Origin of the sequence: Azospirillum formosense (assembly GCF_013340925.1) — a bacterium.
Lineage (GTDB): Bacteria > Pseudomonadota > Alphaproteobacteria > Azospirillales > Azospirillaceae > Azospirillum > Azospirillum formosense.
In genome coordinates, this window is sequence record NZ_WHOR01000167.1 from 1 (window position 1) to 12,640 (window position 12,640).

A 12,640-nucleotide genomic window follows, 5' to 3' on the forward strand; every position below is an offset into this window, starting at 1 on the left:
GGGTAGGGCGCGCCGAATGACCGGAGGGGCGTGGGCCGAAATGGGGGTATCAGGGTTACCCCATAAGGCTGGGGGTGCCGCACGGCCGGGGAAGGTCAGGGAGTGCGGCGCCCCGAAGCGCATTGGTGGGAACAGGCTTTTTGGAATTAACCCATTTGCGCTCAAGAATGAGGATTAGACGTCTAATCGCGCTGCGGTCAGCGCCGCGGCCAGTTCGCGGGCAGCGTGGCGCAGGGCGCCCGGTTCGTGGCCGGTGAAGCCCAGCATCAGCGCCTGCAACGGCGGGGCGGCGATGTGCATCGGGCTGACCGGGCGGACGGCGATGCCGCGCCGGGCCGCCACCGCCTCAAACTCGCGGTCCGACAGGCCGGGGCGCAGCCGGGCGATCAGCTTCATGCCCTGCTCCGGGACCTCCGCCTCCATCCAGGGGGAGAGATGGGCGCCGATGGCGTCGGCCAGCGCGTCCCGTGCGGCCGTGTAGCGGCGACGCATGCGGCGCAGGTGCGGGCCGAAATGACCGTCGTTCAGGAAATCCGTCACCACGCCCGTGTAAAGCGTCGCCGGGTGCCAGTCGGTGAGGCGGCGCATCGTGAGCACCGGCTCCAACAGTTCGGGCGGCAGGACGGCGTAGCCGAGCCGCAGGCCGGGAAACAGGACCTTGCTGAAGGTGCCGACATAGATGACCCGCCCGCCGCCGTCGATCCCCTGGAGCGAGGCGAGCGGACGGCCGGCGTAGCGGAACTCGCTGTCGTAATCGTCCTCCAGCACCCAGGCGCCGGCCGTGCGCGCCCAGGCCAGAAGCTCCATCCGCCGCGCCATCGACAGCACGACCCCCAGCGGGTAGTGAGAGGACGGGGTGACATAGGCCAGCCGGGCGCCCGGCGCCGCGGCGACTCCGGCCGCCACGTCCATGCCCTGTCCATCGACGGGCACCGGCACGACGCGCGCCCGCGCCGCCTCGAGCGCGGCGCGCACCGCCGGGTAGCAGGGGTCCTCCAGCCACACCGGGTCGCCGGGCCGCAGCAGCACCCGCAGCACGAGGTCGATGGCCTGCTGGGCGCCGGCGGTGATCACCACCTGCTCCGGCTCGCAGCGCACCGCCCGCGCGCTTTGGAGATAGCGGGCGATGGCCTCCCGCAGCGCCGCCGGTCCGCCGGGCTCGCCATAGCCGAGCATGTCCGGGTCGGGCCGCTGCAGGTGCCGCAGGGTCAGGCTCCGCCAGATCCGCAAACTGCGATCGTCCAGGGCGCAGCGCCCCGTGCTGAACGGGAGGGTGCCGAAGGGAGTGGACGATTGCGGCGGCGAGGGCGTGCGGCGGGGCGGCTCCGGCGGTGGGATCTCCAGCCCGTCCGGCAGGTCGCGGGACACGAAGCTGCCCGCTCCGACGCGCCCCTCGATGAAACCTTCGGCGAGAAGCTGCTCATAGGCGGCGACCACCGTGTTGCGGGCGACGCCGAGCCGTTCGGCCAGCGCGCGCGTCGGCGGCAGCTTCCCGCCGGGCGGCAGGGCGCCGGACAGGATGGCCCGGCGCAACGCGCCGTAGACCTGCCGCAGCAGCGGCTCCCCGCCCGTCCGGTCGATGGGGAGGAGCATCAGATCGGAGAGATCGGCGGGCATCGGATTGGTCCAGTCGACAAGGTCGGAATTGGCTCTTACGCCGGACCATTGGCTAGGCTCTAATGGCGCCGTTGTCCACCGCCGCGAAGAGAGTTCCGCGATGCCCGAGGCCGTTCCGTCCGACCGCTATCCCGTCACCGACCGCAACCGCGTCAAGCGCCTGCACGAGCGGGCCCGCTACGACCGGGATTCCGTCCACGCCATCCTCGACGGCGCGATGATCGCGCACATCGCCTACGTGATCGACGGGCAGCCCTACTGCACCCCCACGGCCTTCTGGCGGGAGGGGGAGCATCTCTACTGGCACGGGTCCGCGGCCAGCCGGATGCTGCGGGCGCAGCGCGACGGCCTGCCGGTCTGCCTGACCGTGACGCATCTCGACAGCCTCGTGCTCGCCCGCTGCGGGTTCAACCATTCGGCGGATTACCGGTCCGCCATGTGCTTCGGCACCGCCCGCATCGTCGAGGAGCCGGATGCCAAGGCCCGCGCGCTCGACGCCATGGTCGACCGCTTCTATCCGGGGCGCAGCGCCGAGCTGCGGGCCAGCACGGCGCAGGAGATCAAGGCGACCATGGTCGTCGGCATGGAGATCGAGGAGGCGAGCGCCAAGGTCCGGGGCAAGGGCCTGTCCGACGAGGGGGAGGATATGGCCCTGCCCATCTATACCGCCCGCTACCCGGTGGTTCAGGTGATCGGCGGCGCCGAACCCTGCCCGCAGCTTCCCGCCGATACACCGGTCCCGCCGGGGCTGGCGGGCTTCACCGCCGGCCGCCGGCTGGACGAGCTGATGCTGGAAAACCACCGCATCCGGTTCGGCGGGGCGTGACGCCCTCCCTCACCGCGTCCGGCTTCACCGCGTCCGGCGCCACTCGCCGTCGATGGTGTAGGGCGCCGAATGGCGGCGACGGTGGGTCCGGTCGCCCCGCGGGGGAGAACCGTCCAGATGCTCGGCCAGGATCGCCATGTTCTTGCGGTTGGCCTTCCAGAACACGTCGGCGATGTTGCCGGCGACCGGGACGGCGCTGATCAGGCTGTCCATCGCCACGTTGCCGACCATGCGCAGCAGCTTGCCGCGCGGCACGCCGAGCCTCCAGGCCTCGCGGATCAGATAGCCGGACACCGCCGTCGTGGCGAGGTTGCCGAAGCCGGGCACCAGGCCCAGCACCGCGTCGGCGCCGAAGGTGATGTTGGTGCCGGGCACACGGACGGCGCTGTCCATCGTTCGCGCCAGCCATTCCAACCGCCGGCGCGCCGCGACATGCGCCGTCTCATCGTAGGCGGAACCGTAACGGAAAGAAGAAAAAGAGGTAGCGGTCATACGGACCCTCCAGAAGGGGACGGCTGCACCGTCCGCTCAAGTGAAGGGCTCCGACATCGCGGTCCGTACCAAGTGGACCGCCAGAGGGGCCCGGAGCCAGTCCCGCACAGATGGCCCGGTCGTCCCGCCCACGCAAGACCCACCCGACACATTTTCGTATGAGTACGGTGGATTCATCCCCGATTTTTGGGGACCGGTCACAAAAGCATCAGGAACGCCGGCAGGCCGCCAAGAACCGCCCCCTGGGCCCCGCCCCACAGGAGATCACCCTGTTCCACCGACCGGCGCAGCGCCGGGTTGGTGCCGCGCAACTGGCACAGGGCGAAGATGGCCGCGTTCATGGGACCGGCCAGGGCGAACCACAGGATCCAGGACGGCATGCCGCCGAGCCACACGGCGGGGGCGAGCATCAGGGCGGTGCGCCCGGTCCAGGACAGGCCGCGGAACAGCAGCGCCTCCCATGACCAGGAGCCGGCTTGGCCCACCGGGCCGAAGGGCAGGAGATGCTGCCCGATGAGCGTCGCCCCGGCGGTGGCCACGCCGACGACAAGTGCTTGGTCCGCGGGCATGGCCAGCGACCACAGGGCGGTGCTGAGCAGGGTCGCCGGAACCCCCCAGAGTAGCAGACGCGGAAGGGCGCCCGTCTGGCGGGTGAGCGCGCTGAGAAAGAAGCTGCCAAGCAGGGAGCAGGTGACGGTGAGGAGGACGGCGGCGAACAGCAGATAGTCGATGACGAACTGTTCGGTCAGCATCACCATGGCCGCTCTCCCCCACCGGTTCTTTGTTCGTATTCCCCTCAATTACGGTGGGGCGTGAGGGGGGCGGCGTCAATGGAAATCACCCCGATTTTTGGGGGCCGCCTTCCCCCTCCAGCCCTGTTCGTCGCAGCAGGTCGAGAAACCGCTCCAGCACCAGATTGGCCTGCGTGCCCGTCTTGGTGACCGCCTGGAATTCCTGGGCGTAGTGGAAGCGCTTCGGCAGAAGGGCGCGCATCGCCCCACGCTCAACCCATCGTCGCGCGTAATGGGTGGGCAGGAAGCCGACGTAGCAGCCGGTCAGGATCAGGAAGGCCACGCCCTCGCGGTCGGTCGCGGTGGCGGTCGTTGTCAGCGCCCGCTGCACCCCCGCCGCCTCCGGCACCTGCTGCGCCTCGGTCGGAGCGATGGCGTCGGCGGCCTCCACCGCCGCGTCGGGCACGGCCTCGGCGTCGAACAGCGGATGGCCGCGCCCGCAATAGAGGAGCGACTCCTCCTGGTACAGCGGCAGACGGTCCAGGCCGGGCAGGGCACGCCGCGCCGGCACGACGCCGACATGAAGGCGCCCGTCCAGAACGCCGCGCTCGATCTCGTTGGGCGGGATCATGCGGATGTTCACCCGCACCTCCGGCCCCTGTTGCTTGAGGCCGCGGAGCGCGTCGGTCACCCGCATCTTCGGCATGGTGACGAGGTTGTCGGTGATGCCGATGTTCAGTTCGCCGCGCAGCCGCCCGTGCGCGGCGTTGATCTCGCTGCGGAAGCTCTCCAGGCCGGCGAACAGGCGCAGCGCCGCCTCGTAGGCCATGCGCCCCTCGTCGGTCAGCAGGAAGCCCGCCCGCCCGCGCCGGCACAGCCGCAGCCCCAGCCGCCGCTCCAGATCGGCCATGTGCAGGCTGATGGCGGCGCGGCTGATGTTCAGTTCCACCTCCGCGGCGGAAAAGCCGCCGCACTCCACCACCGTCGTGAAGACGCGCAGCAGGCGCAGGTCGGCGTCGTTGAGGCCGCTCAGGGGGCGGGCGGGCTTGGTCATGGATAGGTAAGCGGATGCTTGCGTAAGGTTTGAATGGTTTGGATTTAACCGCAACCAAGCCTCCGCGCACACTGTTTTCCGGCGTGGCCCGTCACGCCCACACGAACCAGCAGGAGTGCCGCCCGATGCCGCCGTTGGACGAGAGCCAGAAAGCCGGAACCGCCCCGACCGCCGGGCTGACGCGCGAGGAGCTGGACGCCCACTGGATGCCCTTCACGGCGAACCGCGAGTTCAAGGCGAACCCGCGCCTGATCGCCCGCGCCGAGGGCGCCTGGTACTGGGACGCCGAGGGGCGGAAGATCTACGACAGCCTGTCCGGCCTGTGGTGCTGCGGCGCCGGTCACAGCCGCCGCGAGATCAGCGAGGCGGTGGCCCGCCAGATCGGGGAGCTGGACTACAGCCCGGCCTTCCAGTTCGGCCACCCCGCCGCCTTCAAGCTGGCGCACAAGCTGGCCTCGATGACGCCGGCCGGGCTGGACCATGTGTTCTTCGTCAATTCCGGGTCGGAGGCGACCGACACCTCGCTGAAGATGGCGCGCGCCTATTGGCGGCTGAAGGGCCAGCCGGCGAAGACCAAGCTGATCGGCCGGTCCAAGGGCTACCATGGCGTCAATTTCGGCGGCATCAGCCTGGGCGGCATCGGCGGCAACCGCAAGCTGTTCGGCGCCGGCGTCGAGGCCGACCATCTGCCGCACACGCTGCTGCCGCAGAACGCCTTCACCAAGGGCCTGCCGGAGCAGGGCGCCGAACTGGCCGACGCGCTGGAGGAGCTGGTCGCCCTGCACGACGCCTCCAACATCGCCGCGGTGATCGTGGAGCCGCTGGCCGGCTCCGCCGGCGTGCTGCCGCCGCCCAAGGGCTACCTGCAGCGGTTGCGCGCGCTGTGCGACAAGCACAACATCCTGCTGATCTTCGATGAGGTCATCACCGGCTTCGGCCGCATGGGGGCCGCCTTCGGCGCCGACGCCTTCGGCGTGGTCCCCGACATCATGAACGTCGCCAAGGGCCTGACCAACGGCGCGGTGCCAATGGGTGCGGTGGTTGCCAGCCACGAGATCTACCAGACCTTCATGGACAACGGCGGCGCCGACTACATGGTCGAGTTCCCGCACGGCTACACCTACTCCGCCCACCCCGTCGCCTGCGCCGCCGGCCTCGCCGCGCTGGAACTGTTCGAGCGGGACAAGCTGGCCGAGAAGGCGGCGGCGCTCGCCCCGCATTTCGAGACGGTGCTGCACGGGCTGAAGGGGCTTCGCCACGTCACCGACATCCGCAACTACGGCCTCGCCGGCGCGGTGCAGATCGCGGCCCTGCCGGGCGAGCCGGCCCGCCGCCCCTACGAGATCGCCATGCAGTGCTGGAAGGCGGGCTTCTACGTCCGCTTCGGCGGCGACACGCTGCAGTTCGGCCCGCATTTCATCAGCGAGCGCGAGGACCTCGACCGGCTGATGAACGCCGTCGCCGACGCCATCCAGGCGACCAGCTGAGGAGGATGAGAACGCCATGACCCTCGTTCCGCACCTTATCGGCGGAGTCGCCGACGCCCCCGCCGAGACCCGCAGCGCCGACATCGTGAATCCGGCCACCGGCGAGACCGTCGGCCGCGTCCCGCTGGCCGGCCGCGCCACCGTGGAGTCGGCCATCGCGGCCGCCGAGGCCGCCTTCCCGGCGTGGCGGGCGACGCCGCCGGCCAAGCGGGCGCGGGTGATGTTCCGCTTCCGCCAATTGCTGGAGGACAACGCCGACCGCATCTGTGCGGCGATCACGCGGGAGCACGGCAAGACGCTGGAGGACGCCCGCGGCGAGCTGACCCGCGGCATCGAGAACGTCGAATACGCCTGCGGCATCGCCGACCTGCTGAAGGGCGAGCATTCCAAGAATGTCGGGCCGGGCATCGACAGCTGGTCGGAGTTCCAGCCGCTGGGCGTCGTGGCGGGGATCACGCCCTTCAACTTCCCGGCCATGGTGCCGCTGTGGATGTTCCCGGTCGCCGTGGCCTGCGGCAACTGCTTCATCCTGAAGCCGTCGGAGCGCGATCCCAGCGCCTCCCTGCTCGTCGCGCAGCTGGCCCAGGAGGCTGGTCTGCCGCCGGGCGTGCTGAACGTCGTCCACGGCGACAAGGAGGCGGTCGACACGCTGCTGACCGACCCGCGGGTCCAGGCGGTCAGCTTCGTCGGTTCCACGCCGGTCGCCGAGTATGTCTACGCCACCGGCACCGCCCATGGGAAACGGGTGCAGGCGCTGGGCGGCGCCAAGAACCACGCCATCGTCATGCCTGACGCCGACCTCGACAACGCGGTCAGCGCGATCATGGGGGCGGCCTACGGTTCCTGCGGGGAACGCTGCATGGCGATCTCCGTGGTCGTCGCGGTGGGCGACGCGACCGCCGACCGCGTGGTGGCGATGCTGGCCGAGCAGGTGCGCGGCCTGAGGGTCGGGGCGGGGACCGGCGCCGGCTGCGACATGGGTCCGCTGGTCACCCGCGCCCATTTCGAGAAGGTGAAGGGGTACGTGGACCAGGGCGTCGCCGAAGGGGCGGAGCTGGTCGTCGACGGCCGCGGGCTGGTGGTGCCGGGGCACGAGGGCGGCTTCTTCCTCGGCGGCTGCTTGTTCGACCGGGTGACGCCGGACATGAGCGTCTACCGGGAGGAGATCTTCGGCCCGGTCCTTTGCGTCGTGCGCGTGACGACGATGCAGGAGGGGATGGACCTGATCGACGCCCACGAGTACGGCAACGGCACCTGCCTGTTCACCCGCGACGGCGAGGCCGCGCGCTACTTCACCGACGCGATCAAGGTCGGCATGGTCGGGGTGAACGTGCCGCTGCCGGTGCCGGTGTCCTATCACAGCTTCGGCGGCTGGAAGCGGTCGCTGTTCGGCGATCTGGCGGCCTACGGGCCGGACGGCGTGCGCTTCTACACCCGGCGCAAGACGATCACCCAGCGCTGGCCGGCCGGCGGCGTGCGCGAAGGCGCGCAGTTCTCCTTCCCATCGATGAAGTGAGCGGCGCAAACGTCGCTCACTTCCCCCGGAGTTGGGGCGAGCGTTTCCGTCGCCCCTCTCCACCGGCATATATGCTTTCTATACGAAAGCCCCTCTTCCGCCCCCCTCGAATCTATACGCGCATCGGGCGCAGCCTGATCGTGCCGGACACAGCCGTGCCGGCATCCGATCCACGCTGACGCGCGCCCGGCTCCTTCCGGACGCGCCCCGGAGAGCACCCATGCTGGACATCATCGCTTTGGCAATCACCGCGGCCTTTTTCGCCGCAGCCATCGCCTATGTGCATGCCTGCGACCGCTTGTGAGGGGGGCCGGACCATGATCGTCGATTACGCGCTCGGCGGCCTCGTCGCCGCCGGGCTGCTGGGCTACCTCGTGTACGCCCTGATCCGCCCCGAACGGTTCTGAGGAGACTCCCATGACCGTCAGCGGCTGGATACACATCCTGCTCTTCGCCGCCCTCGTGGCCGCCGTGGCGCGCCCGCTCGGCGGCTACATGACGCGGCTGTTCAACGGGGAGCGCACGTTGCTCTCGCCGCTGCTCGGCCCCGTCGAGCGCGGTCTCTACCGGCTGGCCGGGGTGGACGCCAGGACGGAACAGCATTGGGTGACCTACGCCGTCGCCATGCTGCTGTTCAACGTCGCGGGCCTGCTGCTGCTCTACGCGCTGCAGCGCCTGCAGGGCGTCCTGCCCCTGAACCCCAACGGCATGGCGGCGGTGCCCGCCGACCTCGCCTTCAACACCGCCGCCAGCTTCGTCACCAACACCAACTGGCAGAATTACGGCGGCGAAAGCACGATGAGCCACCTCGTGCAGATGGCCGGGCTGACCGTGCAGAACTTCGTGTCGGCGGCGACCGGCATCGCGCTGGCGGTGGCTCTGGTCCGCGGTTTCACCCGCACCGGGGCGCGGACGATCGGCAATTTCTGGACCGACCTGACCCGAGCCACGCTCTACCTGCTGCTGCCGCTCAGCCTGCTCTACGCGCTGTTCCTGGTGTGGCAGGGCGTGCCGCAGACGCTGGCCGGGACGGTGGACGCCACCACGCTGGAGGGCGCCCGGCAGACCATCGCGCTCGGCCCCGTCGCCTCGCAGGAGGCGATCAAGATGCTGGGCACCAACGGCGGCGGCTTCTTCAACGCCAACTCCTCCCACCCCTTCGAGAATCCCAACGCCCTGACCAACCTCGTGCAGATGCTGTCGATCTTCGCCATCGGCGCCGGGCTGACCAACCTGTTCGGGCGCATGGCCGGCGACGAGCGGCAGGGCTGGGCCATCCTGGCCGCCATGGGCCTGCTGTTCTTCATCGGCGTCGCCGCCGTCTATTGGGCGGAGGCCCAGGGCAACCCGGCCTTCGCCGCCTTCGGGCTGGACGGGAGCGCCGGCAACATGGCCGGCAACATGGAAGGCAAGGAGACCCGTTTCGGCATCGCCATGAGCGCCCTGTTCGCGGCGGTGACCACGGCGGCCTCCTGCGGGGCGGTCAACGCCATGCACGACAGCTTCATGCCGCTGGGCGGCATGGTGCCGATGGTCAACATGCTGCTGGGCGAGGTCATCGTCGGCGGGGTCGGGGCCGGCCTCTACGGCATGCTGCTGTTCGCCATCGTCACCATGTTCGTCGCCGGGCTGATGGTCGGGCGCACGCCGGAGTATCTGGGCAAGAAGCTGGAGGCGAAGGAGGTCAAGATGACCATGCTCGCCGTGCTCTGCCTGCCCTTGATGATGCTGGGCGGCACCGCCTTCGCCGTCGTGCTGGACACCGGCCTCGCCTCGCTCGCCAACGCCGGCCCGCACGGCTTTTCGGAGGCGCTCTACGCCTACGTCTCGGCGGCGGCCAACAACGGCAGCGCCTTCGGCGGGCTGTCGGGCAACACGCTCTGGTACAACCTGACGCTCGCCGCCGGAATGCTGGTGGGCCGCTTCCTGGTCATCGTGCCGATGCTGGCGGTCGCCGGCTCGCTCGCCGCCAAGACGCGCAGCGCGGCCTCGGCCGGCACCTTCCCGACCCATGGCGGCCTGTTCGTCGGGCTGCTGGCCGGCGTCATCCTGATCGTCGGCGGCCTGACCTTCTTCCCGGCGCTCGCCCTCGGCCCGGTGGCCGAGCATCTGGCGATGCGCGCCGGCCTCCTCTTCTGACCGGGGACCCTCCATGGACACCCATTCGAAAACCGCCACCCGGACTCCGGCCTCCACCCTGCTGGACCCGGCCATCCTCCTGCCCGCCATCGCCGGATCCTTCCGCAAGCTCGATCCGCGGCTGATGGCCCGCAACCCGGTGATGTTCTGCGTGGAGGTGGTGGCGGCGCTGACCACGCTGCTGTTCCTGCGCGACGTCCTAGCCGGGGCCGGGGGCATCGGCTTCTCCCTGCAGATCGTGCTGTGGCTGTGGTTCACCCTGCTCTTCGCCAATTTCGCGGAGGCGGTGGCGGAGGGCCGCGGCAAGGCCCAGGCGGCCAGCCTGCGCCGCACCCGCACGGAGACCACCGCCAAGCGGCTGGCGGGCGAGGGCTGGGAGAACGTTCCGGCCACCGCGCTGAAGCCCGGCGACCTCGTCCTGGTGGAGGCCGGCGACCTCATCCCCTCCGACGGCGAGGTGGTGGAGGGCGTGGCGTCCGTCAACGAGGCGGCGATCACCGGCGAATCCGCCCCGGTCGTCCGCGAATCCGGCGGCGACCGCTCCGCCGTGACCGGCGGCACGCAGGTGATTTCCGACTGGATCAGGGTGCGGATCACCGCGGCCCAGGGCAACACCTTCCTCGACCGCATGATCGGGCTGGTCGAGGGCGCGCAGCGCCAGAAGACGCCCAACGAGATCGCCCTGAACATCCTGCTGGCCGGCATGACGGTCATCTTCGTCATCGCCGTGGCGACCATCCCCAGCTTCGCCGCCTACGCCGGCGGCTCGGTCGGGGTGCTGGTGCTGGCGGCGCTGTTCGTCACGCTGATCCCCACCACCATCGGCGCGCTGCTGTCGGCCATCGGCATCGCCGGCATGGACCGTCTGGTCCGCTTCAACGTGCTGGCCATGTCGGGCCGGGCGGTGGAGGCGGCGGGCGACGTGGACACGCTGCTGCTCGACAAGACCGGCACGATCACGCTGGGCAACCGGCAGGCGGCGGAATTCCTGCCGATCTCCGGCGTGGCCGACCGCGATCTCGCCGACGCCGCCCAACTCGCCTCGCTGGCCGACGAGACGCCGGAGGGCCGCTCCATCGTCGTTCTGGCGAAGGAGAAATACGGCATCCGCGCCCGCGACATGGCCGGGCTGCACGCCCGCTTCGTGCCCTTCACCGCCCAGACGCGGCTGAGCGGCATCGACAGCGACGGCGTGACGATCCGCAAGGGTGCGGTGGACGCCGTGCTGGCCCATGTGCGGACCCTCGGGCGCGACACCGCCGCCCAAGGCAACACGGTCACCGCACTGCGCCCCGATCCCGCCCTGGAGGCGGCGGTGCGCGAGGTGCAGGCCATTGCGGAGCGCGTCGCCAAGTCCGGCGGCACGCCGCTGGCCGTCGCCCGCGACGGCAGGCTGCTCGGCGTCATCCACCTGAAGGACATCGTCAAGGGCGGCATCCGGGAGCGCTTCGCCGCCCTGCGCAAGATGGGCATCAAGACGGTGATGATCACCGGCGACAACGCCATGACCGCCGCCGCCATCGCGGCGGAAGCCGGGGTGGACGACTTCCTGGCCCAGGCGACGCCGGAGATGAAGCTTCAGCTGATCCGCGACGAGCAGGCGCGGGGCAAGCTGGTCGCCATGTGCGGCGACGGCACCAACGACGCCCCGGCGCTGGCCCAGGCCGACGTCGGCGTGGCGATGAACACCGGCACGGTCGCCGCCCGCGAGGCCGGCAACATGGTCGACCTGGACAGCGACCCGACCAAGCTGATCGAGATCGTGGAGATCGGCAAGCAGCTGCTGATGACCCGCGGCGCCCTGACCACCTTCTCCATCGCCAACGACGTGGCGAAGTATTTCGCCATCATCCCCGCCATGTTCCTGGCTTTCTACCCGCAGCTGGGCGCCCTGAACGTGATGGGGCTGGCCAGCCCGGAGAGCGCCATCCTGTCGGCGATCATCTTCAACGCTCTGATCATCGTGGCGCTGATCCCGCTGGCGCTGCGCGGCGTCGCCTACCGGGCGGTGGGCGCGGCCCGGCTGCTGCGCCGGAACCTGCTGATCTACGGGCTGGGCGGCCTGATCGTGCCCTTCGTCGGGATCAAGCTGATCGACCTGCTCGTCACCGCCATCGGACTCGTGTGAGGACCCTGCCATGCTGAAGGAACTGCGTCCCGCCCTCGTCATGATCGCCGCACTGACCGTGGTGACCGGGCTGATCTACCCGCTGGCCGTCACCGGCATCGCCCAGGCCGTCTTCCCGCATCAGGCCAACGGCAGCCTGATCGAGCGGAACGGGACGGTCGTCGGCTCCGCCCTGATCGGCCAGAGCGTGACGGGGGAGGGCTATTTCCACGGCCGGCCCTCGGCCACGCTGGGGCCGGACCCGGCCGACCCGTCGAAGAGCGTGCCGGCGCCCTACAACGCCGCGGCCTCGGGCGGCTCCAACCTCGGCCCGACGTCCCAGGCGCTGGCCGACCGGGTGCGCGCGGAGACGGAGCGGCTGAAGGCCGAGAACCCCGGCGTCCCAGTGCCGGTCGAGCTGGTGACCAGTTCGGCCAGCGGCCTCGACCCGCACCTGTCGCCGGCCGCCGCCGACTTCCAGGTGCCCCGCATCGCCCGCGCCCGCGGCCTGTCGGAGGCCCAGGTCCGCGCCCTGGTCACCCTGAACACCGAGCCGTCGCCGCTGGGACCGCTGGGGGAGCCGGTGGTCAACGTGCTGCGGCTCAATCTCGCTCTCGACGCCGCCAAGGCGACGCATTAGCTGAAGGTCAACAGGCGGCCCCGTCCGTTCC

11 protein-coding genes are annotated in these 12,640 nt (G+C 70.4%); 7 read left to right on the plus strand and 4 right to left on the minus strand.

Features of this window, described 5'->3' with window-relative positions; all coding sequences use genetic code 11:
- Positions 1-174: 174 nt before the first annotated feature.
- Positions 175-1,617 (minus strand): MocR-like pyridoxine biosynthesis transcription factor PdxR, encoded by a 1,443-nt coding sequence (pdxR, locus tag GBZ26_RS19535; protein ID WP_174440272.1) that lies wholly within the window; start codon positions 1,615-1,617, stop codon positions 175-177.
- A 100-nt stretch (positions 1,618-1,717) separates the two neighbouring features.
- Here pdxR and GBZ26_RS19540 point away from each other — a divergent pair, with 100 nt between their 5' ends.
- Complete coding sequence (locus GBZ26_RS19540) at positions 1,718-2,443, plus strand: pyridoxamine 5'-phosphate oxidase family protein (RefSeq protein WP_174440273.1); 726 nt, start codon at positions 1,718-1,720, stop codon at positions 2,441-2,443.
- Positions 2,444-2,467: 24 nt separating this feature from the next.
- Here GBZ26_RS19540 and GBZ26_RS19545 read toward each other — a convergent pair whose 3' ends face one another.
- The 3 genes from GBZ26_RS19545 to GBZ26_RS19555 all read right to left on the minus strand — a co-directional run bounded on the left by GBZ26_RS19545 (position 2,468) and on the right by GBZ26_RS19555 (position 4,720).
- Complete coding sequence (locus GBZ26_RS19545; RefSeq protein WP_174440274.1) at positions 2,468-2,935, minus strand: DUF4112 domain-containing protein; 468 nt, start codon at positions 2,933-2,935, stop codon at positions 2,468-2,470.
- Positions 2,936-3,132: 197 nt separating this feature from the next.
- Entirely contained in the window at positions 3,133-3,693 is a 561-nt protein-coding gene (locus GBZ26_RS19550; RefSeq protein WP_174440275.1) for a hypothetical protein, read from the minus strand.
- A gap of 79 nt (positions 3,694-3,772) precedes the next feature.
- On the minus strand, positions 3,773-4,720 hold the full coding sequence (locus tag GBZ26_RS19555) for a LysR family transcriptional regulator (RefSeq protein WP_174440276.1): 948 nt from the start codon (positions 4,718-4,720) through the stop codon (positions 3,773-3,775).
- Positions 4,721-4,845: 125 nt separating this feature from the next.
- On the opposite strand from GBZ26_RS19555, the gene aptA reads away from it, so the two are divergent.
- The 6 genes from aptA to GBZ26_RS19585 all read left to right on the plus strand — a co-directional run bounded on the left by aptA (position 4,846) and on the right by GBZ26_RS19585 (position 12,609).
- Positions 4,846-6,207 (plus strand): omega-aminotransferase AptA, encoded by a 1,362-nt coding sequence (gene aptA, locus GBZ26_RS19560; protein ID WP_174440277.1) that lies wholly within the window; start codon positions 4,846-4,848, stop codon positions 6,205-6,207.
- A gap of 16 nt (positions 6,208-6,223) precedes the next feature.
- Positions 6,224-7,723 carry a CoA-acylating methylmalonate-semialdehyde dehydrogenase gene (locus GBZ26_RS19565; protein WP_174440278.1) on the plus strand — a complete coding sequence of 500 codons (1,500 nt, stop codon included), beginning with the start codon at positions 6,224-6,226 and terminating at the stop codon, positions 7,721-7,723.
- Positions 7,724-8,040: 317 nt separating this feature from the next.
- Positions 8,041-8,130, plus strand: a complete 90-nt coding sequence (locus GBZ26_RS19570; RefSeq protein ID WP_035680142.1) for a K(+)-transporting ATPase subunit F — start codon at positions 8,041-8,043, stop codon at positions 8,128-8,130.
- A 10-nt stretch (positions 8,131-8,140) separates the two neighbouring features.
- Positions 8,141-9,862 carry a potassium-transporting ATPase subunit KdpA gene (gene kdpA, locus GBZ26_RS19575; RefSeq protein ID WP_174440279.1) on the plus strand — a complete coding sequence of 574 codons (1,722 nt, stop codon included), beginning with the start codon at positions 8,141-8,143 and terminating at the stop codon, positions 9,860-9,862.
- Between the two features lie 13 nt (positions 9,863-9,875).
- Positions 9,876-11,990 carry a potassium-transporting ATPase subunit KdpB gene (gene kdpB, locus GBZ26_RS19580; RefSeq protein WP_174440280.1) on the plus strand — a complete coding sequence of 705 codons (2,115 nt, stop codon included), beginning with the start codon at positions 9,876-9,878 and terminating at the stop codon, positions 11,988-11,990.
- A 10-nt stretch (positions 11,991-12,000) separates the two neighbouring features.
- Positions 12,001-12,609 (plus strand): K(+)-transporting ATPase subunit C, encoded by a 609-nt coding sequence (locus tag GBZ26_RS19585; protein WP_174440281.1) that lies wholly within the window; start codon positions 12,001-12,003, stop codon positions 12,607-12,609.
- Positions 12,610-12,640 lie beyond the last annotated feature (31 nt).

Coding starts and splice junctions, on each gene's coding strand:
- GBZ26_RS19550 (WP_174440275.1), bottom strand. CDS start 3,693: ATGGTGATGCTGACCGAACAGTTCGTCATCGACTATCTGCTGTTCGCC.
- GBZ26_RS19545 (WP_174440274.1), bottom strand. CDS start 2,935: ATGACCGCTACCTCTTTTTCTTCTTTCCGTTACGGTTCCGCCTACGAT.
- GBZ26_RS19585 (WP_174440281.1), top strand. CDS start 12,001: ATGCTGAAGGAACTGCGTCCCGCCCTCGTCATGATCGCCGCACTGACC.
- GBZ26_RS19570 (WP_035680142.1), top strand. CDS start 8,041: ATGATCGTCGATTACGCGCTCGGCGGCCTCGTCGCCGCCGGGCTGCTG.
- pdxR (WP_174440272.1), bottom strand. CDS start 1,617: ATGCCCGCCGATCTCTCCGATCTGATGCTCCTCCCCATCGACCGGACG.
- GBZ26_RS19555 (WP_174440276.1), bottom strand. CDS start 4,720: ATGACCAAGCCCGCCCGCCCCCTGAGCGGCCTCAACGACGCCGACCTG.
- GBZ26_RS19540 (WP_174440273.1), top strand. CDS start 1,718: ATGCCCGAGGCCGTTCCGTCCGACCGCTATCCCGTCACCGACCGCAAC.
- kdpB (WP_174440280.1), top strand. CDS start 9,876: ATGGACACCCATTCGAAAACCGCCACCCGGACTCCGGCCTCCACCCTG.
- kdpA (WP_174440279.1), top strand. CDS start 8,141: ATGACCGTCAGCGGCTGGATACACATCCTGCTCTTCGCCGCCCTCGTG.
- aptA (WP_174440277.1), top strand. CDS start 4,846: ATGCCGCCGTTGGACGAGAGCCAGAAAGCCGGAACCGCCCCGACCGCC.
- GBZ26_RS19565 (WP_174440278.1), top strand. CDS start 6,224: ATGACCCTCGTTCCGCACCTTATCGGCGGAGTCGCCGACGCCCCCGCC.